This is a genomic window from Brevibacillus migulae (genome assembly GCF_004521915.1).
GTDB lineage: Bacteria > Bacillota > Bacilli > Brevibacillales > Brevibacillaceae > Brevibacillus_F > Brevibacillus_F migulae.
Genome location: NZ_SDKD01000014.1, coordinates 1 through 23,972 on the forward strand (window position 1 = coordinate 1; position 23,972 = coordinate 23,972).

General features: G+C 49.6%; 23 protein-coding genes and 1 pseudogene. 18 read left to right on the top strand and 6 right to left on the bottom strand.

The window, feature by feature from the left end; genetic code table 11:
- Positions 1–147: 147 nt before the first annotated feature.
- Positions 148–1,080, top strand: a complete 933-nt coding sequence (locus EIZ37_RS16145) for a manganese-dependent inorganic pyrophosphatase (RefSeq protein ID WP_134685799.1) — start codon at positions 148–150, stop codon at positions 1,078–1,080.
- 64 nt (positions 1,081–1,144) lie between these two features.
- On the opposite strand, the gene EIZ37_RS16150 is transcribed toward EIZ37_RS16145, so the two are convergent.
- From EIZ37_RS16150 to EIZ37_RS16160, 3 genes are all read right to left on the bottom strand, one after another.
- Positions 1,145–2,104 (bottom strand): vWA domain-containing protein, encoded by a 960-nt coding sequence (locus tag EIZ37_RS16150; protein WP_134685800.1) that lies wholly within the window; start codon positions 2,102–2,104, stop codon positions 1,145–1,147.
- Between the two features lie 110 nt (positions 2,105–2,214).
- Positions 2,215–3,360 carry an AAA family ATPase gene (locus EIZ37_RS16155; RefSeq protein WP_134685801.1) on the bottom strand — a complete coding sequence of 382 codons (1,146 nt, stop codon included), beginning with the start codon at positions 3,358–3,360 and terminating at the stop codon, positions 2,215–2,217.
- 88 nt (positions 3,361–3,448) lie between these two features.
- Complete coding sequence (locus tag EIZ37_RS16160) at positions 3,449–3,928, bottom strand: DUF6530 family protein (RefSeq protein ID WP_134685802.1); 480 nt, start codon at positions 3,926–3,928, stop codon at positions 3,449–3,451.
- A 378-nt stretch (positions 3,929–4,306) separates the two neighbouring features.
- Here EIZ37_RS16160 and EIZ37_RS16165 point away from each other — a divergent pair, with 378 nt between their 5' ends.
- The 7 genes and pseudogenes from EIZ37_RS16165 (at position 4,307) to EIZ37_RS16195 (ending at position 11,900) form a co-directional block, all read left to right on the top strand.
- Positions 4,307–5,299 carry a LacI family DNA-binding transcriptional regulator gene (locus EIZ37_RS16165; RefSeq protein WP_167568935.1) on the top strand — a complete coding sequence of 331 codons (993 nt, stop codon included), beginning with the start codon at positions 4,307–4,309 and terminating at the stop codon, positions 5,297–5,299.
- 156 nt (positions 5,300–5,455) lie between these two features.
- A pseudogene (locus tag EIZ37_RS16170) lies at positions 5,456–6,772 on the top strand (ABC transporter substrate-binding protein).
- 78 nt (positions 6,773–6,850) lie between these two features.
- Entirely contained in the window at positions 6,851–7,792 is a 942-nt protein-coding gene (locus EIZ37_RS16175) for a carbohydrate ABC transporter permease (RefSeq protein ID WP_134685804.1), read from the top strand.
- A gap of 2 nt (positions 7,793–7,794) precedes the next feature.
- Positions 7,795–8,631, top strand: coding sequence for a carbohydrate ABC transporter permease (locus EIZ37_RS16180; RefSeq protein WP_134685805.1), 837 nt, complete (start codon positions 7,795–7,797; stop codon positions 8,629–8,631).
- Positions 8,632–8,658: 27 nt separating this feature from the next.
- Entirely contained in the window at positions 8,659–10,185 is a 1,527-nt protein-coding gene (gene arfA, locus EIZ37_RS16185) for an arabinosylfuranosidase ArfA (protein ID WP_134685806.1), read from the top strand.
- Positions 10,186–10,189: 4 nt separating this feature from the next.
- Positions 10,190–11,335, top strand: a complete 1,146-nt coding sequence (locus EIZ37_RS16190) for a sn-glycerol-1-phosphate dehydrogenase (RefSeq protein ID WP_134685807.1) — start codon at positions 10,190–10,192, stop codon at positions 11,333–11,335.
- A gap of 112 nt (positions 11,336–11,447) precedes the next feature.
- Entirely contained in the window at positions 11,448–11,900 is a 453-nt protein-coding gene (locus EIZ37_RS16195) for a YhcN/YlaJ family sporulation lipoprotein (RefSeq protein WP_134685808.1), read from the top strand.
- A gap of 104 nt (positions 11,901–12,004) precedes the next feature.
- Here EIZ37_RS16195 and EIZ37_RS16200 read toward each other — a convergent pair whose 3' ends face one another.
- Positions 12,005–12,979, bottom strand: coding sequence for a Gfo/Idh/MocA family protein (locus EIZ37_RS16200; RefSeq protein ID WP_167568937.1), 975 nt, complete (start codon positions 12,977–12,979; stop codon positions 12,005–12,007).
- Positions 12,980–13,084: 105 nt separating this feature from the next.
- Here EIZ37_RS16200 and EIZ37_RS16205 point away from each other — a divergent pair, with 105 nt between their 5' ends.
- From EIZ37_RS16205 to ant(6), 4 genes are all read left to right on the top strand, one after another.
- Entirely contained in the window at positions 13,085–13,981 is an 897-nt protein-coding gene (locus EIZ37_RS16205) for a LysR family transcriptional regulator (protein ID WP_134685810.1), read from the top strand.
- Positions 13,982–14,039: 58 nt separating this feature from the next.
- Entirely contained in the window at positions 14,040–15,101 is a 1,062-nt protein-coding gene (locus EIZ37_RS16210; RefSeq protein WP_134685811.1) for an RDD family protein, read from the top strand.
- 85 nt (positions 15,102–15,186) lie between these two features.
- Complete coding sequence (locus EIZ37_RS16215; RefSeq protein ID WP_134685812.1) at positions 15,187–15,639, top strand: hypothetical protein; 453 nt, start codon at positions 15,187–15,189, stop codon at positions 15,637–15,639.
- A 136-nt stretch (positions 15,640–15,775) separates the two neighbouring features.
- On the top strand, positions 15,776–16,630 hold the full coding sequence (ant(6), locus tag EIZ37_RS16220) for an aminoglycoside 6-adenylyltransferase (protein WP_134685813.1): 855 nt from the start codon (positions 15,776–15,778) through the stop codon (positions 16,628–16,630).
- A 63-nt stretch (positions 16,631–16,693) separates the two neighbouring features.
- Here the strand turns inward: ant(6) and EIZ37_RS16225 are convergent, their stop codons facing one another.
- Together EIZ37_RS16225 and EIZ37_RS16230 are read right to left on the bottom strand one after the other, a co-directional pair.
- A complete protein-coding gene (locus tag EIZ37_RS16225; protein ID WP_134685814.1) occupies positions 16,694–17,218 on the bottom strand; it encodes a GNAT family N-acetyltransferase in 525 nt (174 codons plus the stop codon).
- A 67-nt stretch (positions 17,219–17,285) separates the two neighbouring features.
- The gene (locus EIZ37_RS16230; protein WP_134685815.1) at positions 17,286–17,918 is read right to left on the bottom strand and encodes a flavin reductase family protein; all 633 of its coding nucleotides are present in this window, start codon (positions 17,916–17,918) and stop codon (positions 17,286–17,288) included.
- A gap of 160 nt (positions 17,919–18,078) precedes the next feature.
- Between EIZ37_RS16230 and EIZ37_RS16235 the strand changes: the two genes are divergently transcribed.
- From EIZ37_RS16235 to EIZ37_RS16255, 6 genes are all read left to right on the top strand, one after another.
- The gene (locus EIZ37_RS16235; protein WP_134685816.1) at positions 18,079–18,645 is read left to right on the top strand and encodes a glycerol-3-phosphate responsive antiterminator; all 567 of its coding nucleotides are present in this window, start codon (positions 18,079–18,081) and stop codon (positions 18,643–18,645) included.
- Between the two features lie 26 nt (positions 18,646–18,671).
- Positions 18,672–18,830 (top strand): hypothetical protein, encoded by a 159-nt coding sequence (locus EIZ37_RS26020; protein WP_167568939.1) that lies wholly within the window; start codon positions 18,672–18,674, stop codon positions 18,828–18,830.
- Entirely contained in the window at positions 18,811–19,635 is an 825-nt protein-coding gene (locus EIZ37_RS16240) for an MIP/aquaporin family protein (protein WP_134685817.1), read from the top strand. The genes EIZ37_RS26020 and EIZ37_RS16240 overlap by 20 nt, the downstream gene beginning before the upstream one ends.
- 30 nt (positions 19,636–19,665) lie before the next feature.
- Positions 19,666–21,156, top strand: coding sequence for a glycerol kinase GlpK (glpK, locus tag EIZ37_RS16245; RefSeq protein ID WP_134685818.1), 1,491 nt, complete (start codon positions 19,666–19,668; stop codon positions 21,154–21,156).
- 157 nt (positions 21,157–21,313) lie between these two features.
- Positions 21,314–22,975, top strand: a complete 1,662-nt coding sequence (locus EIZ37_RS16250; RefSeq protein ID WP_407921148.1) for a glycerol-3-phosphate dehydrogenase/oxidase — start codon at positions 21,314–21,316, stop codon at positions 22,973–22,975.
- Between the two features lie 78 nt (positions 22,976–23,053).
- Positions 23,054–23,899 carry an Ig-like domain-containing protein gene (locus EIZ37_RS16255; protein WP_134685819.1) on the top strand — a complete coding sequence of 282 codons (846 nt, stop codon included), beginning with the start codon at positions 23,054–23,056 and terminating at the stop codon, positions 23,897–23,899.
- The last annotated feature ends 73 nt before the right edge of the window (positions 23,900–23,972 follow it).

A 23,972-nucleotide genomic window follows, 5' to 3' on the forward strand; every position in this document is an offset into this window, starting at 1 on the left:
CTTAATTAAACAAACGTGTCTAACTTTTTGGGGTCACTTCATTACGGGCAGCTTCTTCATTTGCATAAAGTTGCATTCGCCAATGGGCAGATGCCCCATTTCTATGGTATAATTTTCTCGCCAAAATAAGATTAAGGAGCATTTCTCATGGAAAAAACACTTATTTTCGGGCATAAAAACCCGGACACCGATTCGATTTGTTCGGCCATTGTCTATGCAGATTTGAAAACAAAGCTAGGTGCATCTGTAGAACCGGTTCGTCTCGGTGAAATCAGCGGCGAAACACAATTTGTCTTGAACTATTTCAACGTGGAGGCGCCGCGTCTGGTCGAAACGGTGGCCAACGAAGCAAAAACCGTTATTTTGGTCGACCACAATGAGCGTCAGCAAAGCGCAAACGACATTGAGAGCGTAGAAGTGATTGAGGTCATCGACCACCATCGCATCGCGAACTTCGAAACAAGCAATCCTTTGTACTATCGTGCCGAGCCTGTAGGCTGCACTACCACCATCCTGCGCAAGATGTACAAAGAAAACGGCGTAGAAATTCCAAAACAGATTGCAGGATTGATGCTGTCCGCGATCATCTCGGATACGCTGCTGTTAAAATCGCCAACCTGCACGGAGCAAGATGTGGCAGCCGCTCGTGAATTGGCTGAGATCGCAGGGGTTAATCTGGAAAGCTACGGTCTGGAAATGCTGAAAGCAGGCGCCGACCTGTCTGATAAAACGATCAGCCAGCTGATTTCCCTGGACTCCAAGGAATTCCAAATGGGCAGCTACAAGGTAGAAATCGCCCAAGTGAATGCGGTGGATGTCAATGATGTGCTGGCACGCAAAGCCGAGCTGGAAACCGCACTTTCCAACATCATTGAGGAAAAAGGATTGGATCTGTTCCTGTTTGTCGTGACCGACATTCTCAACAACGATTCGGTGGGTCTGGCACTCGGTCGTGCGACAAACGCGGTAGAACAAGCGTACAATGTGAAGTTGGCAGATAACCAAGCGGTGCTGAAAGGCGTCGTTTCTCGTAAAAAGCAAATCGTGCCGGTGCTCACTGACACGTTTAACAAACTGTAAAACACGTGAAAGCCGATGAGATTCTGAAAAGGACTCATCGGCTTTTCTCTGGTAAGAGTTAAAATTACAAATATCGAGCGATTATTCGAACCAACTTTGCAGGGAGTTCATGCAAATTGGTAATGTCCAAAAATCTTTCATCCCCATAAATTTCGCTAATGACATCCTTGTCTTGACCGATTGCGGCTGCAAGGAAAGTAATCCCTTTCCGTTCATATTCCTCGATTGTTTGCCGCATGTCTTTCATGGCATAACTGCCGGTATAGTCGTCCATCGCTTTTGGCTGTCCGTCACTGATGCTGATCAACAGCTTGGTCTGCTGCGGGGAGACAGCTAACCGTTCCGCCATGATGCGAAGAGCCATTCCATCACGATTATTGCTTCTTGCCCGGATCCGCATGAGCCTGAATCGATCAGCGGAATCCATTTTATCAAAGTCGGCATATGCAAAGATCGACATTTGCTCCAGCTTGGAAACATCTGCAGTATCGCCGTATATCAATATGGGAATATTGCACATTTGACAAAATTCATAGACCGCGATTACCGCTCGTTTTGCTGCTTCCAGTCTACCAAACGCTGACATCGATGCAGATTCATCAACCCTTAGACCGACAACAAGGGAGGGGGATTCAGTGGGGGGACGTTTCTTCGCAAAATGCCGATAATCCCTGTAAGCAACGCTGTCAGCCTGGAATTTGCTTCCATAGTAATGATTCCTGGCGAATTCTGAAGAAATCTCATGTTCGAGGAGCGGAAGTGTCTTTCGGGCGATTTCCCGTACGATCGGCATGAGTTCCTTGCATAGTGCAGCATATTCCTGTTGATTTTCCTGATCGTAATCTGGACGGTGCACAATGAGTTTTATATGTTTATGAATCGAATCAGACACAATCTCCCTTGCGACTTGATTCAGCTTTTTGCGGAAATCGCGATCTTTTTGTTGGGCATCCTCTGCCCGTGACTCTGGATTTGTCTGATGATATTTGGGAGAAGCATTGTCCCCAAAACCTGAACCTTCCATATGGGCAGAATCAAAAGCGACACGAGAAGAACTTACGTCGCTATCTGCGGACTTTTTTAATGCGATACCCTGTTTTTCCGCAGAGCGTTCATCGTCAAAACCGGAGTCGTCTATATGGCCCCATGTCCTGATTTCGATTGCATCGCTAGCGTTTCGTTTTTTTTTTCTTCAATCTGGGCCTCTTCCAAGCTGGAAAGCAACCCATGATTTCGGAGTGCTTCTTCCAAAATGGCAATTTCTTCGGAATCCGTTGTGATCTTGTAGATGACTTTGTGGTAAAGGGATTCTGTGGCGGAGGCTCCATTGGCAACGGCGTCGGCCCAATAGAAGAATGAACGCATTCCAGCCACGCCTTTTATCGCATTGGCCCGGGCTGTTTTGTCCAAGATGATAATGATATCCGCCAATGCACTCAATACCTTTTCATCTTGATAACCGGTTTTGCCCATAGCGCGTTCGATCATGACTTCTTTGGTGGGCAGATCCATCTTTTCTGTGTGCTGAACCCTGTCGCGCAATGCCTCATTCAGTGGCCTGGACCCAGCATAGCTGCGATTCGTTGTGATGACCGCGACAAAGTCCGGATGTCTGCGTATGATTTCCGTGGGCAGGTTGATGCTGCCATCGAGCTCCAAGGCTGAGTTTAACGCCATCAATACCGCGGCATCACGAATGACATTCGGTTCTTGTATTTCCAGAAGATAACCTTTTTGATAGGCCCTGACGATCTCCGAAGGGTAAAATCGGTACTCAACCGCTTCGCCATCCGCGCATTCACCAGCAAGCTTCAGCAAATGCTTCATTTTTGAGGCGGCCTGCTCCTGTGTCATTCCCAGTGCGTCCATCAAAACTTCAGTGATGCTTTGAAACCCATCGCTCTCATAGACTGCTTTCAAAACGGTTTGCTCCACGGGCTCCAGTTCCTCTAATCGTTCAGGAGGAATCACTGGCAAAATCGCCCCGATGATATCGGATTTATCCATATCGGCAAAACAAGTTACTTTTGTATACGGCAGCCCGAAATTAGCGGATAAGGCTTTTGCCAGTTGTGTTTTACCGGAACCTGCGTCACCTTCTAGCAAAATATTGGCAATTTTCATTTCCCCACGATGCCAGTTGCGCTTTACTTCTTTGCTAATGCGCCGTTCTTCTTCGCTGACCTTATGAGAGACTGGCTTCTTCCAGACGAGCTTTTTTTCTTCATCCGTCAGCTGTCTTGCGGGGGACAACAAAAAATTTTCTTCATTTTCAATCATGAATAACTCCTCCTACCCGTCATGATGCTGGACTTCAGGGGATGCGACAACAATACCAGGAAGACCCTAGAACATGAATCCCGTCAAGCTAATACCCCATGTCCTTTAACATTGTGGATAATATGCGCAAACGTTCGCTGATCATCTCATCATCATTGCTCAAAGCTTGGCTAAACAGCTGAATGTCTTCGTTTATTCTCTCATTGTCCGTACAGATCGCCACGTCCATGGCATCTCCTTGCAGGCCAACCCGGTCGATGACGGGCTTCTGCGGATCATATAAATGCTCATATCGGTAAGCTTCGCGAAAATGCGCAACGGACCGACAAATCAGAATGGACAAATCGAGAACACGATGGAGTGGCAGCTCCTCCGATTGCGGTGACCATTGCTCGCCCGTTTGTCTCCATACCTTGGCAGAAATATCGACCTTTCCTTTATCGTTCTGATGAACCAATCCTAAAGAGAGGCCTTTTGCATCCGTATTTCGAGCAAGGCGGCCGTCAACGCGCTCGTAGTTTTCTGAGATGACAACAGGCTTATGTTGGAAAGTAGTTGGTATTTTCATTTTTAACCTCCTTATCATTTGCAAACGAAAATAAATTATGTTTGCATTATAATAAACAAAATTATCATTTGTCTATGTATTATTTTGTAATCTTGGCCTTTCCGTATTGATGTGCGCCAATACATCGGGTCAACTCTTTCCAAACCACGGAAAAATGTTTAGGAGTTTATCGCTCATGTTGCCATGAATGCACAAACCGTTTTCATAGATTTCGGGACGTTTTCATATTTTTGTGGATAGTCAGAAAATGAAATTGACAGCGTTTCCAACAGCATGATACATTTTACGTGACCGCACACGATCCCATTATTTTCAAATCCGTGTACGTACACGAAAATGGGAAGCAGCCCGAGAAAACCGTTGATTGCAGGAGGCGCTATGAGAATTACGATCAAGGACATTGCCGAATTGTGTGGAGTGTCTGTAGGGACAGTCGATCGCGCGTTGAACAATCGGCCCGGGATCAGTGCAAAGACCAAAAAGAAGATTTTGCAAATCGCAGAGGAAATGCATTACAGACCCGACCACACGGCAAGAAGCCTTGCAAAAGGAAGAACGATGACATTGGGGGTGATCCTGTTTGATGTGCACAACCGCTCCTTTGCCCAGCTGATGAACGCCATCGCTGACAAGGCAAATGAGTTCGGATATTTCGTCGATCTGGTGCTGACCGACAAGAATCAGGAAAACGAACTGAGATGTCTCGAGCATCTGATCACTCGCAAGGTAGACGGGATCATTCTGTTTACCGTCAATAAGGGAAAAGAGTTTGAGCAGTTTGCCAAAAGGCTGCAAACGCCGATTGTAACCATTTGTAATCGTCTGTCCGAGGACTGGAATTATGTCGGGATCGATGATCGGCAGGCGATGAAGGATGCCGTCCAGTATATTATCGACAAAGGGTATGAGCGCTATATCTACATTTGCCCGCCTCTGGCTTTTCGGGGGAAAAGCAATATTTACACGCAAGAAGAAAGATACGAAGGGTGCAAGGAGGCGCTCCGGGAAGCGGGGCTGGAAGAGCGGCTTATCCTGATCGAAGAGCGAAATTACATCCATGCCCTGGACCAAATCGCCCTAACCGGGAGCGTCCCGCGAACAGCCATTATCTGCTCCTGCGATTACTACGCCTTGGAAGTGATGAATGCGCTGAAAGCGAAGGGATTGCGGATCCCGGAAGATATCGGGTTGATGGGCTTCGACAACATCGATGTCCTAAAATATGTGACGCCGCCATTGACCACGGTGGAATATGCGGTGGAGGAGATTGGGGTCAAAGCGGTGGAATGCTTGGTTGGGATTTTGGATCGTCAGGAGGAACCAGCTATTCCGTTATTGCCGTATCGCATCATTCCTGGGGCGACGATATGAGGGGGGAAAAGCGAAAGGAAAATACAATTGCACAATTTCGTGTGCGCACACGGTCTGTTAATCATGAACTTTTTCGTGTGCGTTCACGATGCTCGAGATCCATTGTATTGATGTCATTTCTGTTGTAGCCAAATGTGGGGAAAAGGGGAGAACGTGATGAAAAGAATCGGTTTGCTTTTGCTCGCACTTATTCTGCAGATTGCACTCGTCCTATCCGGCTGCTCCAGTACGACGGAAGGGGGGAGTCAAGCTGGTGCGGGAAACAGTGGAGGAAAAACGACACTTACCTTTTGGACGTTTAATGAACTGCACGTCCGGTTTTATGAAGAGGCCGTGAAGGATTGGAATCAGCAGCATCCGGATCAGCAAATTTAGCTGAAGCCGAATGTCTACCCCTACGAAGAAATGCACAACAAGCTGTTGATCGCTTTGCAATCGGGGGTAGGAGCCCCTGACATCGCAGATATCGAAATCAGCAAATTCGGCAACTTTTTAAAAGGCAGCAACATCCCTTTGGCTGAACTGGATGACTTGATTCAACCGGAGAAAGACAAGTTTATCCAATCGCGTTTTGACATTTACAGCAAAAACGGTCACAACTACGGGATTGATTTCCACGTCGGGGCAACCGTGATGTATTACAACAAGGAGATCATGGATCAAGCCGGTGTAAAGATCGACGACATCAAGACATGGCAGGATTACGCGGAGGCCGGGAAAAAGGTGTTGGCCGCAACCGGAAAGCCGATGACGACGGTTGAGGTGATTGACAACTGGACATTTTGGCCGATGATCGCCCAGCAAGGCTCCGACATGTTCGATCAAAATGGGCAAGTCACGCTCGATAATGAGACGAACATCAAGACGCTGAAGTTCCTGCACGAGATGGTGCATGGAAGCAAGATTGCGGTCCCCGCACCAGGAGGCAACCATCATAAAGAAGAATACTACGGCTTCATGAATAAAGGAGGAGCTGCCTCTGTCTTGATGCCGATGTGGTATATGGGCCGCTTCCTGGAATACATGCCCGATTTGAAAGGAAAGATCGTCATTCGCCCGATGCCGAGCTGGGAGCCGGGAGGGAAACGCTCCGCTGGCATGGGGGGCACTGGCACAGTCGTTACCAAGCAGTCGAAGCAGCTGGAGCTGGCAAGGCAATTCCTCGGATATGCGAAGCTTTCCAAAGAGGGCAATATCCGTGTCTGGAAAACGATGGGCTTTGACCCGATTCGCTGGGATGTATGGGATGCTCCGGAAATCAAGGAGAAAAACAAGTACACCGATTATTTCGGCGACGGAATCTTTGATATCTTGCTGGAGATCAAAGACGAGATCCAGCCGGTAAACATCTCGGAAAAAACACCTCAGGCGATCGATCTGATCCGCAAAGACGTCCTGTTTAAGCCGCTCAAGGAAAACAGCATGACGCCTGAGGACGCTCTGAAGAAGGCGGCCGACGAACTGCGCAAGTAGCCAAACGGATCGCCTGTTCTCCAAACGGTACTGAGCAGGCGGTCAAGCAATTCCTCTGGAAAAGAAGGGGGAAAGAAAATGGATCGTCAAGTTTCCGCACCTGCCGATAGCAAAACGGTGCCAACAAAGCCCACACGTCTCCGTTCATTCTTCCATTCGCAGAAAATGGCCCCTTATTTCTTTGTCGCACCGTTTGTTATCTCTTTTTTGCTGTTTATGCTCTATCCGATTATTAGCGCCTTTTACATGAGCTTTCAGGAAATTCTGCCAGGCGAGGAAACGTTCGTCGGCTTGAAAAATTACCAGGCTTTGAACAATGAACACTTCTATGCAGCCGTTTCCAACACGGTGATCTATACGATCTGGACCTTGATCATTCTGATCCCCGTCCCTTTGGTCCTGGCCGTGCTGATCCATTCCCGCTTTATGCTCGCACCCGTGCTGTTCCGCTCTGCGCTGTTCCTGCCTGCTCTGACCTCGATCGTAGTGGGCGGCGCCATTTTCCGCCTCATTTTTGGCGAGATGGATACGGCACCGATGAATACGATCCTGATCAAACTGGGCTTTTCTCCACAGCAATGGGCGATGGAGGGGGGCACCGCGATGTTTCTCATGGTGGCTTTGGCTTCCTGGAGATGGATGGGCATCAATCTGCTCTACTTTTTGTCGGGCTTGCAAAACATTCCGAAGGAGCTGTATGAGTCCGCTGAAATCGATGGGGCTGGCTCGCTCAGCAAATTTTTTCGCATTACCTTGCCGCTGCTGAAGCCCGTGACCATTTATGTGCTAACCATTAGCATCTACGGCGGGTTCACGATGTTTACAGAAAGCTATGTGTTCTGGACCAATCATTCTCCCGGGGATATCGGCTTGACCCTCATCGGCTACCTCTACCAGCAAAGCTTTGAAAACTTCAACATGGGCGTCGGCTCCGCGATCGGGATCGTGCTGCTGGTTACGATTCTCGTGATCAATATTGTTCAGCTCAAGCTGTTTGGGCAATTTCGGAGGGAGGAGTAGTCATGTATGCGAAAAAGAAATGGCTGTCTCTGCTCTTGTTTGCGCTCTTTGCCGTACTCAGTTTTTTGGCGCTGTTTCCCTTTTTTTGCCTGCTGCTCGCTTCGTTCAAACCTTCTACCGAACTGTTGCGCTACGGACTAAATCTGCAGCTGCAGCCAGAAATCCTCTCTCTCAACAATTACTACTATTTGCTCGCGGATGGCCGCATCTATTTTGTCTGGTTCAGCAACAGCGTCATCATTACCGTTCTGAACACGGCGCTTGCGCTGCTGTTTTCCTCGATGGTGGGCTATGCGTTGGCTGTTTACCAATTCAAATGGAGAAACATCATTTTTGCGACCGTCCTGTTTGTCATGATGATCCCGATCGAAATCATTTTGCTGCCGCTCTACAAGCTGATCGTCAGCCTGCGCCTCATCGATACGTATTGGGGCGTCATTCTCCCGTTTGTGGTCAGCCCCTTTGCCGTCTTCTTCTTTCGCCAATATGCCATCGGGATTCCCCGTGACTTTATCGATGCGGCGAGGATTGACGGATGCACGGAGTTCGGCATCTTTTTTCGGATCATGCGGCCGCTGATGGCTCCCGCATTTGGAGCGATGGCCATCCTGCAGGCGCTAACCAGCTGGAACAATCTGGTGTGGCCTCTGGTCGTGCTGCACAGCGAGGAAAAGTTTACGTTGCCGATCGGGCTTTCCTCTCTGCTTACCCCGTATGGCAACAACTACGACATTTTGCTTTCAGGTGCGATTCTGTCGGTCATCCCGATCATGATTCTGTATCTGGTCTTCCAGCGCTATTTCATTTCCGGCCTTACCGTAGGCGGAATTAAGGGATAGGAATGAAAAACAAGGAGGAGTGCAACCATGCAAGTAGAAAGAAAAGCGAAAATGATCATCGATAAGGATTACCGGATCGGGGACATTGATCCGCGCCTTTACGGTTCCTTCGTGGAACATTTGGGGCGCGCCGTCTACGAAGGCATCTATGAGCCCGATCATCCGGAAGCCGATGAGCAAGGCTTTCGCAGAGATGTGCTGGCGTTGGTGAAGGAATGCAAGGTTCCGATCGTCCGTTATCCGGGTGGCAATTTTGTTTCCGGATATAACTGGGAGGATGGAGTAGGGCCCGTCGAGCTGCGGCCAAAACGCTTGGATCTGGCCTGGCGCAGTCTGGAGCCCAATCAAATCGGGACGAATGAATTCGTATCCTGGGCCAAACTGGTCAATGCGGAAGTGAACATGGCTGTCAATCTGGGGACGAGGGGAATAGATGCCGCCCGCAATCTGGTCGAGTACTGCAATCATCCGTCCGGCTCATACTGGAGCGACCTGCGTATTTCGCACGGCTACAAGGACCCGCATCGGATCAAGACGTGGTGCCTGGGAAATGAGATGGACGGCCCGTGGCAGATCGGTCAGAAGACAGCGGTCGAGTATGGGCGGATCGCCAGCGAAGCGGCCAAGGTGATGAAGTGGGTGGACCCTTCCATCGAGCTGGTCGCATGCGGCAGCTCCAGTCGGCAGATGCCCACCTTCCCGGAGTGGGAGGCGACGGTGCTGGACCATACGTATGAGCAAGTGGACTATCTTTCCTTGCACCAATATTACGGCAATCCGGAGAACGATACACCCAGCTTTTTGGCAAAATCAATGGAGATGGATGCGTTCATCCAGTCGGTGATTGCGACCTGCGACTATATCAAGGCGAAAAATCGCAGCAAAAAGCAGATGTACCTGTCTTTTGACGAATGGAATGTGTGGTATCACTCCCGGGAAGCAGATGCAAAGCAGCAGCCGTGGTCCATCGCACCGCCGCTCTTAGAGGATATATATACCCATGAAGATGCGGTATTGGTCGGCAGTATGCTGATCACGCTGCTGCGGAACGCAGATCGTGTGAAGATCGCTTGCCTTGCCCAGCTGGTGAATGTGATCGCCCCGATCATGACCGAAAAAGGGGGAGGAGCTTGGCGGCAAACCATCTATTACCCTTTTATGCACACTTCCGTCTATGGCAGAGGAACAGCGCTGCGGCCGATCATTTCCTCACCGAAGTACGACAGCAAGGAAATAACCGATGTGCCTTATCTCGATGCGATGGCGGTGTATAACGAGGCAGAGGAAGCCTTGACCATCTTCGCGGTCAATCGCGGCCTGGAAGCGAGTCTGCTGCTCACTTGCGAAGCCAGACAGTTTGGCGATTATCAGCTGGTAGAGCATCTCGTGCTGGAAAGCGAGGATCTCAAAGCTCGAAATACCGCAGCCAATCCGACAGCCGTCACTCCGTATTCAACAGGGGGGGCAGTCATGGCAGACGGCGTGATCACGGCTCAATTGCCAAAATGTTCATGGAATATGATACGATTGGCAAAAAGGCGTGAAAGGGAGTAGGGACATGGAGTGCTTATGCGGGAGCCATCATTCCATCGAGATGGAGATACGGATCGAGAAAAATGCATTGTCGCAGCTCGGCTCTTATCTGAAAGAGAGGCAGTGGCGACATGTCATGCTTGTGGCGGATGCCAACACCTTTGCGGCGGCAAGTGAGCGAATTGCCCACGACCTGAGTAAAGAAGCTTCGCTGCATGTCTGCATACTCAGAGCCGACCGGCAAGGGGATGTCGTCGCTGATGAAAGCGCGATCGATCAGGTCAGACAGGAAATGCCGCCAGATGTGGAAGTTCTCTTGGCTGTAGGCGCTGGCACGATCCACGATATTGTCCGCTATGTCAGCCACCAAGTGAATAAGCCTTTTATCGCTGTACCAACGGCTCCTTCCGTCGACGGCTTTACATCGGCTGGTGCCCCCATCATCGTCAAAGGGAAAAAAATCACGGTGCAAGCTGCTTGTCCAGTCGCTGTTTTTGCCGATGTCGATGTGCTTTGCGCCGCTCCACGGCGGTTGTGGGCAGCCGGGGTCGGCGACATGCTGGCGAAATATACATCCTTAGTGGACTGGTATTTTTCCCATGTGATGAATGGTGAACCTTATTGCGTTACTGCAGCAAAATGGACGCGCCAAGCGCTCAGCGCATGCGTGGAGCAGCTGGATGAAATCAAAGAGGGCAGTGAAAGCGGGATAACCACCCTGATGAAGTCGCTTGTGCAGTCCGGACTGGCCATGCTCTACGTAGGCCATTCCCGTCCAGCTTCTGGCGCAGAGCATCATTTGTCGCATTATTGGGAGCAGGCATTTTTGGAAACGGGAGTGCCACAGGTGCTGCATGGAGAAAAAGTGGCAGTGGCGACGGTCATGATCGCCGATTTGTATAAGCGCCTGCTTCAGGATGAGCACGTGCGTCAAGATGAAAAAATCGTCCCTCATTTTGAACCCATCAAGGCGCTGGTGGATGAAATCCCGGCTCCGCAGCAATTGGCTTCCACACTGCAAGCGGTGGGGGCCCCTGTCGATCCAGCAGAGCTAGGAATATCTCCCGATTTGGTGCAAAAAGCGCTGCAGGAAGCGCACCATTTGCGTGATCGCTATACCATTCTGCGGTTCAGCCATGAGCACGGATATTTTCCCGTGGCGAGCCAATAACGGGAAACGTGGCAAGCCGCTCCTCTGTTTACATTCTTCTCTTTTTTGGACTGAAAACGGCTTTTAAGGAAAACATATAGGTACGCAAATTGGCATCAGGAGGTCTTGGCAGATGTGTACCACACTGTTAATCGTCATGTCCCTGTCCTTGTTTTTGACAGGCTGCTTGCAGGAATCCAAACCGCAGATAAAAGCGAAAACCTCTGCGGAGGACCCGATGTGCAACCCGACACCGATTCGCTATCAGAAATGGGAAGAAATGGCGATCGCAGAGGCAAAAGCGGTAAAAGGCGTTGACAAGGCGGTCGCGGTTCAGATTGATGACGAGCTGGATGTGGCGATCGAGGTCAGCAATTTCAACCGGTTTCGTCTGGAGACCATCGAAAAGGAAGTCTCGCAAGCGTTGAAGAAAAAGTTTCCGGAAACAAAGATTCATGTCACGTCGGATAAAAAACTGATGAATGAGCTGCAGAAGCTGAGCAATGAGCCATGGGCCGGGGAACAGGAAAAAGCGTGCAAGCAGAAGAAAAAACTGAAGAAAATCGAGAAAGACATGAAAGGGTAAGTCTGACAAAGGCGAAAACCGCTGATGGGGTCGTGATCAGCAGGGATCAGCCAATCGCAAGGGGAGAGCAACGCCCATGCTGCATAAGGCTTGGGCGTTGCCTCCTATTTCCCATTGTAAACAGCATCGATCTGGATCAGACTTTCCAGCACCACTTGGACTTGATAGCCTTCCCGAAAGGTGACCGTAACAGCGGGTTTCCCCTCCAGATGCTGCAGGAAATGGTCAATCAAGAGCGCTAGATGATTTTCTGCGGGGAGCTGCACCTCCTTCGTCTGTCCATCCCCGGTTATCTCCCACAGTTCCTTCCAGTTTTTTAGCGTCATAGCGCTGTTGTCCCCTTTTACTGTAAACGTGATCGCTTCCGCTAAGCGGTCATCCACCGTACCTTTTACAGCAATCGGGATCCCACCAAGCGTGGTCCCTTTTGCCAAAATCGAAATCTCGCTTAGCGAAGGGTCTTCCGGATAAGTGATGCTGGAGTGAGAGAACGCCAGCCCGCCAAACATCATGCCGATCATCTGGATATAGTGGGGAAAAACCTCTTTTACAAATCCGCCTTGCTCCCTGCTAGAAATCCAATCGTTTTGCTGCCAAGGACGCGGCCATTGGGAAAACTGACAGATAAGCTCAATCTCTTGTATGTTGCCGATCCTGCGGCTCTTCACAAAGTCTTGCAGCTTCCGAAATGCAGGCCGATAGATGGTCGGAAAATTCATGCCGTGTATGACAGAGGCTCTCTCTGCTTCTTCCAGCATTTCGCGAGCTTCTTGTACCGAATTCGCTAGGGGTTTCTCGCACAGAATGTGTTTGCCGCTGCGGATGATATCCAGCGCGATGGCGTGGTGGAATTTGGGTGGTACGGCTAAATAAACGACATCGATCTCTTCGTTTGCAAGAAGCTCATGATAGTCTGGAAAAGAAGGAAGATGGTATTTGCCAGACATCTCTTGCATTTTCGCTTGATTGGCATCATGGATCGCGATGACATTGGTGCGCGGATGCTCCTGAAAGGCTTTCAGCAGCACCTCTCCGACTCCTCCTACCCCGATGATCCCAACATTGTATGTATGTGTCATAGTCGCCCTCCTCATATGCCATTAGTATAGAATCCTCTCTTCTATGAGTCCAATGAATCGTTTTCATGTATAATATGAGGAAATATTCATGAGGTGGGAGGAGCCATGACGTTTTTGCAGTTAAAAGTGCTGGTGAAGGTAATCGAAACAGGGAGTTTTACAAAAACGGGGCAGCTGCTCAATCTGAGCCAATCGGGTGTCAGCCACACGATTGCGGCCCTGGAAAGAGAACTGGGGAAAAAGCTGCTCATCCGAGACAATGGCAAAATACGCTTAACGGAAACCGGCGAAAGCCTAATCGGGAATATGAAAGAAATCCTTTACCAAGAAGCGCTGCTTCTGCAAAAAATAGAGGATCAAGCCCAATCGGAAAAGAAGCTCGTGAAAATGGGCACCTTTCCAAGCGCTACCTATTGGCTCGCGAAATGCATACTTCCGGACTTGAAAAAACGAAGCTTGAATGTGGAAGTGTCGCTCATGGAGGGGACATATGTGGAAATCGAGGAATGGATCAAACAGGAAAAGGTAGATTTGGGCATTACGACAGCTCCTTTGGGAAAGCCATACGAATTTCAGCATCTTTTCCATGACCCGCTGCTAGTCGCGGTATCCGAACATAATCCGCTCGCGAATAAAGAATCGCTGACTTTGGAAGAGCTTGCTTCCCAGCCGTTTATCATGCCGATCGCGGGCTGCCAGGTCTTGATTCGGCAAGCGTTTAAAGAAGCAGAAATAACACCTGCGATCATCATGGAACTGCGAGAGACGCAGTCGATTTTACAGCTGGTCGAGGAAAATATCGGCGTGACGATCCTGCCGAAGCTGGCGCTAAGGGAATCGGGAAGATATCAAGTACGGCACCTTGTCCCCGGCCTCCAGCGTGAAATCGGAATTGCGGTTTCACCCAGTAAGAAGAGGAAGCAGGAAGTGCAAGCCATTGTAGATCTCCTACACATACATGTTCATCAAGGCACAGCTCATACAATGGTTCCATTGACATGAAAAATTTGGAATGCTTTAATTACATTGGCATTTCATCAAATAAATAGAGGTGTATCCATTGGAGCAATATCCTGCACAAGATCCATCGGGGATGAACAATCTCATGCCGGAGCCAAGAACGATGGGAGCGTTATGCGCGAGCTATGGGGCTTCGATATTTTTTCGCCGCTGGGCCGCAACCGTGATCGATTTTATTCTGATGATATTTTTGACGGGAGCCGTTGTCTATGTCAATGACCGTTTTGGCGAACAGGTAGCCGGACCTGTCGCAGCCGGCTTATTTGCAGGCATCCTTTGCTATTATTTGTTGCTAGAGGGCTTCACCGGTTATACGCTTGGAAAATTTGCGCTCCGCATTCGGGCCGTGGATCCGGCTGGCCGTCCGCCGGGATTCGTGAAGTCTCTGCTCCGAACCTTGCTACGGGTAGTCGATACCAATCCGCTCTTGTTGGGAGGCATACCTGCAGGAATCTGCGTACTCACCTCACGGGAAAAACAGCGGCTAGGGGATATCGCGGCAAAAACCTTTGTAGTCAAAGTGAAGGATCTGGACCCGGAAGCAAGAGGAAATCAGGGACTCATGATCGGCATTTTTTCTGTCATTGCCGCCATCGCATTGGCATCCGCGATCGCAAGCATTTTCTCCCTCTTTTCCAACATCAGCAAGCCGGAGACCTTTTTGAGTCGCGACCAACAATTCCAGATCACCGCGCCCTCCAGCTGGAGAAGCGATTCGACGCTGAACGATGAGGCAGACATTTCGATTTCCAATGATTTTGGCGTGAAATATTTCATGGTGCTGTCGGAAAAAAAGGACGACTTTGACAGTGGGGTCACGCTGCAAGATTATCTGCAGATCGTAGAAGAGAATTATGCGGTAGAGATGTCGGAGGGTCCCATCCAACCTCCACAAGAAACCAGTGTGAATGGTTTTCCGGCGATTGCCTTTTCATTCAAACAGGAAGCGGAGGACGGGATTGAAGTGGCCTATATGGTGACCGTGGTTGAGACAGGAACACACTTTCATCAGCTTCATGCCTGGACGCTTGCATCCAAATACGATGGGGTGAAGGAAGAGCTTCAGGGGATCATGCAGAGCTTCCAAGAAGTTCAGCAATAGCAGCAATAAATAAGCAAAAGCACACGCAGGCTGGGGAAGAACATGATAGGCGGGTGCTTTTGCTATGTTGAGGAGGGCCCTAAGAGTGCTAAAAAAAATCATCGTAGCCATATTGTCTTCGATTTTATTTTGTTTGGCTCTCGCATGGTTCAGCTATTCGCCAGCAAAGGAAGGTGAACCGGATGTGTATCATTGGACGTATTGGTCTTTGTTCATGGTCTATATGATCTATGCCGCCCCTGTATATTTGCTCGGCGGTGTTCCATGTGCTGTGTTGATTGACAGACTGATCGGGAAGCTGGGAGATGCGAATAAGGTTATCGATTATGTCCGCTGCTTGTCTGCGTATATGCTGGCGGGACTCCTTACGACATATCTTTTTCTCGTAATCATTAGCGAAGGAGATCTGTTTGTATGGACATCGCCCAATCGTGGCTTCTTTGGTTTGGGAATGGGAGCATCCGTCCTGTACTATCATGTGTTGCTCGTTGTAAACAGAATCGGAAGACCGACGCATCCGCACCTCGCCAATGAATAAAGAAGGTGTCGCGTGACTTCATGTCTTTTCACGATAAATTTCACGAATGTCAGTCTTCGTCAAAGTGATGTGGCTATAGAGAAGCTCTATTTTTTAACGCTACAAATAAAAACGGTTAGAACGGAGGATACCTGTATTGAGAAGTGAACAAGAAATGATGAAAATCCTTATGGACTTTGCTAAAAATGATAACAGAATTCGATTGGTAACTTTGGAAGGTTCACGTACAAACAAAAATATTCCACCTGATTCATTCCAAGATTATGACATTTCTTATTTTGTAACAGATATTGATTCTTTCAAGGGGAATGATCAATGGCTTCAAGTATTTGGGAATCGTGTTATGATGCAAAAACCCGAGGATATGGAGCTTTTTCCGCCAGAAACAGGTAATTGGTTTTCATATTTAATGCTTTTTGAGGATGGAACGAAAGTAGACCTAACACTTATTCCCATTAACGAGGTGGAAGATTATTTTTCCAATAACGACGGTTTAGTTAAGGTGTTGCTCGATAAAGATACTCTTATCAAAAATGAAGTGATCGCAACTGATCGTCAATATTGGATTAAAAAGCCAACTGCAAGAGAATTTGATGATTGTTGTAATGAGTTCTGGATGGTTTCAACTTACGTCGTAAAAGGATTAGCGAGAAAAGAGATACTATTTGCTATTGATCATTTAAACGAAATTGCAAGACCTAATTTATTGAGAATGATGGCTTGGAAAATCGGATCAGAGCAAGGGTACACCTTTAGTGTAGGGAAGAACTATAAATTTATAAATCGTTACCTCCCCATTGAAGATTGGGAAAAACTCCTATCAACCTATTCTGAAAATGGCTATCAGGAAATGTGGCAGTCTTTATTAACTTGTTATGAGTTATTTAGAAAATATTCAAAAGCTGTATCAGAAAATCTCGGATATAAGTATCCAGATTACGATGAAGCCATTACTAAGTATACGGATCGTGTTTATACTTCATTAGCGTGAATTATGGAAATGACCGCCTTTTGTGGGCGGTTTCCTTTTGAAACAAAAATCAACAACAAAGAATTAACATAGCCTATTTAAAAACAACACCATATGATGCTCGTCATAGTAGACGCCCTCGTACTTCAATGCATGCGTTTCCGTGCCATACACTTCAAATCCCCAGGAACGATAGAGCCGCAGCGCAGGCTCATTGTCTGTCAGCACTGACAAAATGAGCTGCTCCAGACCTTCTTGCTGCTGGGCCCAGGCTAACGCATGATGAAATAATTGCTTTGCGATCCCTTTCCCCCGTGCGGCAGGTGTTGTATATACCCCCACCACTGAGGCCTTATGGCGAACTTTTTTCATCGTTTCTCTCTTTACTGTCACCACACTGACTAACTGCCCTTCTGCAAATGCCCCAAAGGTAGCAGCCTCTTCCGTTGGCTGCAAGCGCTTCGCGAACGTTTCCAGCAGATTTGGATCTTGCATGGTTTCTTCATACGTATTGCCAAACGATTCCGGATTGTGTTGCAGTCCTTCCAGACGCAGCGCCACATAGGCGGCCGCATCTGTTGGCAGCAAGATTCGATATTCCAGGCTCATGGTACCAATCCTCGTTTCCTTCTCATCTAGTGTTATTAGGAGGATGATAACATGAGAAAGGCGAGAATTACATCCGTGTGTTTTGCCGGACTGGCTGAAAGACCGGAGCCAATCTGGATGGATGCAGCTTGTGACCGAGACCGAAAAATTCACAAAAATTCATGATGAGCGGGCTCCATTTTTCCGGATCAATATAGTGTTTCTCAACATCCATCAGAAGTTGCTCATCGATATGAACACGCACGATCTTCACTTCAATCGCCACTAGGGTGCTAGGCTCCTCAAATGGATGCACCTGTACGACTTGGGCCTCCAGCTGAACGGGACACTGAGCAACACGGGGCGGTTTTACGAGATCCGCACGCTCCGGGGTGAGTCTGGCTGTTTTGAACTTGTCAGGATCGTATTGATAGCCTACCTCTGCTTTATTTTCCGGAACCGGATTACGGCCGGTCGTCAGAGCCAGTCGATCTACAGCCTCCACCATGTCGGCAGAAGGAAGATTCAAGACGCATTCTTTTTCCCGCAACAGATTCTGTACAGTCTGTGATTTTTTGCTCATGCCTAGCATGCAGGACTGGTTGAGCCACCATGCGGAGGACATCGGCGCCAGATTGGCCGATCCATCTTCGTTTACTGTACTGATGAGGACGACAGGAGTGCCAAAGTATAAAATTTTCGGTTCGATTACTTTATGCATAGAAACGTACTCCTCCTTGATTAAAAAGGCTTCGCTGTATGTTCTGTTTTATCACGTCCGTTCACGGGGAGTCTTTCAAAATCTTGATTTCTAATTCTGATCTCGCGTTTCTGTACATATGATGGAAATGTAGGAACGAACGATAGAAAGCGGGAAGTCTATGAATTTTAACGGCCAAGTCATCCTGCCAGCCGCCCGGCACCTTAAGGATTTTGAAAAGCTGCTGGAGAGTCCCTATGAATACGGCGTCATCCTGGAAGTGCATATCGGCCAGTTGAAAAGTGTCTATGAGCTGGCACGCAGGCGGCAGAAAAAGATATTTCTGCATGTCGATCTGGTCCAGGGCATGAAAAATGACGAATATGCTACCGAATATTTATGCCAGGAGATTCGACCAGCGGGTTTGATCTCTACCCGCTCAAGCGTGATCCTCAAAGCCAAGCAAAAAGGGGTCATTGCCATCCAACGCATGTTTTTGCTCGATACCAATGCGCTGGAAAAGAGTTATGCCTTACTCGAAAAGACGAAGCCCGACTTTATCGAAGTGCTGCCCGGTGCGATGCCCAAGATGATTGCGGAAGTGTACAGCGAGACGCAGATCCCCATCCTGGCAGGGGGCTTGATACGCAGTGTCGAGGATGTGCAGCTGGCCATTGCAGCAGGAGCGACAGCCATCACGACGTCCAATCGAAAGCTATGGGACCATTTTAAAAATGTTGGGGATTGACAGCGCTTCCAATTGGTGGTTAGACTATGGATAAGTTAATCATGGTGACGGAGAGCGGGAGATCCACCGAGAAGGTCCTTGAGCAATCAGGATTTTTTCTGGCGGGTCTCCTTTTTCTTGCGCTCATAAATCCTTATTTTTCAAAAATTGGAAGGAGGAACAAGGATGACGCCGTTTTGGGGTGAAGTAATCGGTACCATGATCTTGATCCTGTTGGGGGGAGGTGTCTGTGCGGGAGTGAGCCTGAAGCGTTCGTTCGCCCAAAGCTCGGGATGGATCGTCATCACCTTCGGCTGGGCGATGGCCGTCGCGATGGCCGCCTATTCGGTAGGGGGAATCAGCGGTGCCCATCTGAATCCAGCGTTGACGCTTGCCCTGGCGCTAACGGGAGATTTTCCATGGGCAAACGTTCCCGGCTACATGCTGGCGCAAATGTTAGGTGCATTTTTGGGGGCATGTCTCGTATATTTACATTATCTTCCCCATTGGAAGGAAACGGAGGATCCAGGTACGAAATTAGGAGTATTTTCAACAGGCCCAGCCATCCAAAATACGTTCGCCAATTTGCTGAGTGAAATGATTGGAACCTTCCTGCTCGTGCTCGGAATCCTGGCGATTGGAGCGAACAAGTTCACGGAAGGGCTGAATCCGCTGGTGGTAGGCTTTTTGATCCTGAGCATCGGGCTTTCTCTGGGAGGCACCACCGGCTATGCGATCAATCCGGCGCGGGATCTGGGGCCGCGCATCGCGCATTTCCTGCTGCCGATCCATGGAAAGGGCGGCTCCAATTGGGGGTACGCTTGGGTGCCGGTCGTAGGTCCGCTTTTGGGCGGTTCGTTTGGCGGGCTGTTTTACAAGGCGGTTTTTCAAGGGAAGGTAGCTGGCAGCTTTTGGACTGTGCTCATCCTGATAATCGTGGTGCTCGCACTGGCGGCTGCATTCGGCAAAAAGAAGGATACCCGCGCATCGAATAGCAAGGTCACAGCGTAACGATTCATTTAATAGAAAGGGAGTATGAAGATGGAAACGTATATTTTGGCTTTGGATCAGGGAACGACCAGTTCGCGAGCCATCCTGTTCAATCGTCAGGGGGAAATCGTGCATGTGGCCCAGCGGGAGTTTACGCAAATTTTTCCCCAGCCAGGTTGGGTAGAGCACAACGCCAGCGAAATATGGGGCTCGATTTTGGCCGTCATCGCGACCTGCTTGTCGGAAGCAGATGTGAAGCCGGAGCAGATAAAAGGCATCGGGATCACTAATCAACGGGAAACCACGGTGGTCTGGGAAAAAGAGACGGGCAGGCCGGTGTACAATGCGATCGTCTGGCAATCCCGGCAAACGAGCGACATCTGCAATGAGCTGAAAGAAAAAGGCTACAACGATCTGTTCCGCCAAAAAACAGGACTGCTGATCGACGCCTATTTCTCCGGGACCAAGGTCAAGTGGATTCTCGACAATGTGGAGGGAGCACGGGAAAAGGCGGAAAGAGGGGAGCTGCTCTTCGGTACGATCGATACGTGGCTGATCTGGAAGCTCTCCGGCGGCAAGGCCCATGTCACCGATTACTCCAATGCTTCACGCACATTGATGTACAATATCCATGAATTGAAGTGGGATGAGGAGCTGCTAGACATTTTGACCATCCCGCCATCCATGCTTCCGGAGGTCCGCCCTTCCTCGGAAGTGTATGCACATACGATCGGCTATCACTTTTTCGGGCAAGAAGTTCCGATCGCAGGCGCAGCAGGGGATCAGCAAGCGGCATTGTTCGGGCAAGCGTGCTTCGAGGCGGGGATGGCGAAAAACACGTACGGCACGGGCTGCTTTATGCTGATGAACACCGGTGAAAAAGCGATGTCCTCCGAATATGGACTCCTGACCACCATCGCCTGGGGACTGGATGGTAAAGTGGAATACGCGCTGGAGGGCAGCATCTTCATCGCGGGCTCAGCAATCCAGTGGTTGCGTGACGGACTGCGCATGTTCCGGGAGGCAAAAGACAGCGAGGACTATGCGACCAAAGTGGACAGCACGGATGGCGTCTATGTCGTGCCCGCCTTCGTGGGGTTGGGTACACCGTATTGGGATAGCGATGTGCGCGGGGCCGTGTTTGGCCTGACACGCGGAACCAGCAAGGAGCATTTCATCCGCGCCACGCTGGAATCGCTAGCCTACCAGACAAAGGACGTGCTGGCCGCGATGGAGGCTGACTCCGGCATTTCCCTGAAAGCGCTCCGCGTGGACGGGGGAGCGGTCAAAAACAACTTTTTGATGGAATTCCAGAGCGATATTCTGGGTGTTCCCGTCGAGCGTCCAGTCATCAATGAAACCACCGCGCTGGGTGCAGCGTACCTGGCAGGACTGGCGGTCGGATACTGGAGCGATCGGGAGGAGATTGCGACCCAATGGCAGGTGGATCGCAGATATGAACCGGCCATGGGGGAAGACCAGCGCACGAAGCTGTATGAGGGATGGAAAAAGGCGATTCGCGCAACAATGGCATTTAAATAATGGAAAGCGTATGTTACAATGGTGATAAGTGAATAAACGCGTCTGGAGAAAATGGAGAGACCACGATTGCAATCATTATGGCGACAGCCATAGTGCTTGATAGTGGTCTCTTTTTTTCGTTTTCATACAGATGGACAGCGGGAATGGAGAGATTGCCATGTTCAAGCAAATGTCTGGATTGCAAAGAAAAGAAATGCTACGTGCCATGAGCGGCCAAACATACGATGCCGTCATCATCGGGGGAGGAATCACCGGGGTAGGAATCGCCCTGGATGCGGTTACCAGGGGGTTGAAGGTAGCGCTGGTGGAAATGCAGGATTTTGCGGCAGGTACCTCTAGCCGCTCGACCAAGCTCGTGCATGGGGGACTGCGTTACCTGAAGCAGCTCGAGGTGCAGATGGTGGCCGAGGTCGGCAAGGAACGGGCGATCGTGTATGAAAACGGCCCCCATGTGACCACTCCGGAATGGATGGTACTTCCGTTCCACAAAGGAGGGACATTCGGCAGATTCAGCACGTCTCTCGGGCTCATGCTCTATGATTTCCTCGCGGGTGTGAAAGGATCGGAGCGCCGCAGGATGCTGGATGTGCAAGAAACGCTGCGCAAGGTGCCGCTGATCAAAAAAGAGGGACTGCTTGGCGGCGGCAACTATGTAGAATACCGCACGGATGACGCACGCCTTACAATCGAAGTCGCAAAGGCTGCCCATCATCAAGGCGCTGACCTGGTCAATTATGCGAAAGTGGAGGAGCTGCTCTATGAAAATGGCCGCGTTGTAGGCGTGAAAGTGGTCGATCAGGTTGACGGAGAGGCGTATACGCTTTATGGCACCAAAATCGTCAATGCGACGGGGCCATGGGTCGATACCTTGCGTGAAAAGGATGGGTCTCGAAAAGGAAAACGGCTTCAGCTTTCCAAGGGCATCCATTTGATTATCGATCAATCACGGTTTCCGCTGACGCAGGCCGTTTACTTTGACACACCGGACGGCAGAATGGTCTTTGCCATTCCGCGCGACGGGAAAACCTATGTAGGCACGACCGATACCTTTTACCAGGACGAGATCGCGCATCCGCGCATGACAGAGGAAGACCGTCAGTACGTGATCCAAGCGATTAACTATATGTTCCCGGAAGTGAATATCACGGAAAAGGACATCGAGTCGAGCTGGGCGGGTGTGCGGCCGCTCATTTATGAAGAAGGGAAATCGGCCTCGGAGATCTCGCGCAAGGACGAAATCTGGGAATCCGATTCGGGATTAATCACGATAGCGGGCGGTAAGCTGACCGGTTATCGCAAAATGGCGGAGATGGTCGTCGACTTGCTCGTCAAGCATCTGCGGGCCCAGGGAAAGTCAGATTTCCGCCCGTGTGCCACCAAGCATCTGCCGATCTCAGGCGGAGATGTGGGAGGAAGTGCCCACTTCCCAGCGTTTGTTGCGGCGAAGACGAAAACAGGCATGGAGATGGGTCTGGCGAAAGAACAAGCGGAAAAGCTGACCCGCATGTATGGCTCCAATGTCGATCAGCTGTTCAACATTGTTCAGCAGCGGACAAAAGAGAATGATCCCTTCGCATTGCCTGCAGATCTTTTCGCTTCCCTGGTCTATGGCATCGAAGCGGAGATGGTGGTCACACCGGTTGATTTCTTTGTCAGACGCACATCCATGCTGCTCTTTTGCATCCAGGAGGTTCACAAGTGGAAAAAGCCCGTACTGGCATACATGGCGCAGCGTTTCGGCTGGACGCAGGAGCAAGAACACGCTTATGCCGAAGAATTGGAGAAGCATCTGCACGATGCGGTGGTACCTGCCTCATAAGAAAAATACGTGTCAAGTAGTAACTTTTTCCTGAGTGATACGTCTTATCTTATGGATTAACATTTCGGGAGGTACGTTATGATACGAAAAACGAAGAGTTTCGTCACCGCAGTCATTTGTTCCCTTGTCACAGCGCTGGCGCTAGGGACCGCTGTTCAACCGGCAGCAGCTGCTGCTCAGACGCTTACCATGCAGGCTGAGACGGTATCAGCTGCCGCTTCCAAAAAGCTGAAAGCCAGCTCGACCAAAGTATCCTTGAAGGAAACGGACACCAAGACCATTAAGCTTACGTATGGAGGAAAAAAGCTGACCGCCTCCAAAGCGACCTGGAAGACATCCAATTCCTCCGTAGCTACCGTGAGCAAAGGAAAAATCACGGCAAAGGCTGCCGGAACAGCGACGATTACGGCGGAATACAAGAGCAAGGAAGTAGAAATCAAGGTTACGGTAAGCGCCAGCACGCTGAAAGCGAATCGCACGAGCGTAAGCCTGAAAGAAGGCGATGAGCAAAAAGTCAGCCTCACCTACAACAGTAAATCGCTCACTGCCTCCAAAGCGACTTGGACGACCAGCAATTCGGCCGTTGCTACCGTAAAAGATGGCAAAATTACAGCCAAAGCGAAAGGCTCCGCGACCATCACGGCGAAATACAATGGCAAGGAAGTAAAAATTCCGGTCACTGTCACCGAGAGCACGCTGACGGCAAGCTCAACCAAGATTACCCTGGATAAAGGCAAAACCAAATCGGTGACGCTAAAATACAACGGAAGCACATTGTCAGCATCAAAAGCATCCTGGAAGACTTCCGATTCCGACATCGCGACGGTAAGCAAAGGAAAAATCAAAGCGAAGAAAAAAGGCACGGCCACCATTACCGCGACATACAAAGGAAAAGAAGTAAAAATTGCGGTGACGGTCGAATAGCATATCGACAGGAATCAGGGAAAAAGGAGACGAAATCGTTCGTCTCCTTTTCTTTTTCTCACGATCAATCAAA

Coding starts and splice junctions, on each gene's coding strand:
- EIZ37_RS16145 (WP_134685799.1), top strand. CDS start 148: ATGGAAAAAACACTTATTTTCGGGCATAAAAACCCGGACACCGATTCG.
- EIZ37_RS16150 (WP_134685800.1), bottom strand. CDS start 2,104: ATGGAAGGTTCAGGTTTTGGGGACAATGCTTCTCCCAAATATCATCAG.
- EIZ37_RS16155 (WP_134685801.1), bottom strand. CDS start 3,360: ATGATTGAAAATGAAGAAAATTTTTTGTTGTCCCCCGCAAGACAGCTG.
- EIZ37_RS16160 (WP_134685802.1), bottom strand. CDS start 3,928: ATGAAAATACCAACTACTTTCCAACATAAGCCTGTTGTCATCTCAGAA.
- EIZ37_RS16165 (WP_167568935.1), top strand. CDS start 4,307: ATGAGAATTACGATCAAGGACATTGCCGAATTGTGTGGAGTGTCTGTA.
- EIZ37_RS16175 (WP_134685804.1), top strand. CDS start 6,851: ATGGATCGTCAAGTTTCCGCACCTGCCGATAGCAAAACGGTGCCAACA.
- EIZ37_RS16180 (WP_134685805.1), top strand. CDS start 7,795: ATGTATGCGAAAAAGAAATGGCTGTCTCTGCTCTTGTTTGCGCTCTTT.
- arfA (WP_134685806.1), top strand. CDS start 8,659: ATGCAAGTAGAAAGAAAAGCGAAAATGATCATCGATAAGGATTACCGG.
- EIZ37_RS16190 (WP_134685807.1), top strand. CDS start 10,190: ATGGAGTGCTTATGCGGGAGCCATCATTCCATCGAGATGGAGATACGG.
- EIZ37_RS16195 (WP_134685808.1), top strand. CDS start 11,448: ATGTGTACCACACTGTTAATCGTCATGTCCCTGTCCTTGTTTTTGACA.
- EIZ37_RS16200 (WP_167568937.1), bottom strand. CDS start 12,979: ATGACACATACATACAATGTTGGGATCATCGGGGTAGGAGGAGTCGGA.
- EIZ37_RS16205 (WP_134685810.1), top strand. CDS start 13,085: ATGACGTTTTTGCAGTTAAAAGTGCTGGTGAAGGTAATCGAAACAGGG.
- EIZ37_RS16225 (WP_134685814.1), bottom strand. CDS start 17,218: ATGAGCCTGGAATATCGAATCTTGCTGCCAACAGATGCGGCCGCCTAT.
- EIZ37_RS16230 (WP_134685815.1), bottom strand. CDS start 17,918: ATGCATAAAGTAATCGAACCGAAAATTTTATACTTTGGCACTCCTGTC.
- EIZ37_RS16235 (WP_134685816.1), top strand. CDS start 18,079: ATGAATTTTAACGGCCAAGTCATCCTGCCAGCCGCCCGGCACCTTAAG.
- EIZ37_RS26020 (WP_167568939.1), top strand. CDS start 18,672: ATGGATAAGTTAATCATGGTGACGGAGAGCGGGAGATCCACCGAGAAG.
- EIZ37_RS16240 (WP_134685817.1), top strand. CDS start 18,811: ATGACGCCGTTTTGGGGTGAAGTAATCGGTACCATGATCTTGATCCTG.
- glpK (WP_134685818.1), top strand. CDS start 19,666: ATGGAAACGTATATTTTGGCTTTGGATCAGGGAACGACCAGTTCGCGA.
- EIZ37_RS16250 (WP_407921148.1), top strand. CDS start 21,314: ATGTTCAAGCAAATGTCTGGATTGCAAAGAAAAGAAATGCTACGTGCC.
- EIZ37_RS16255 (WP_134685819.1), top strand. CDS start 23,054: ATGATACGAAAAACGAAGAGTTTCGTCACCGCAGTCATTTGTTCCCTT.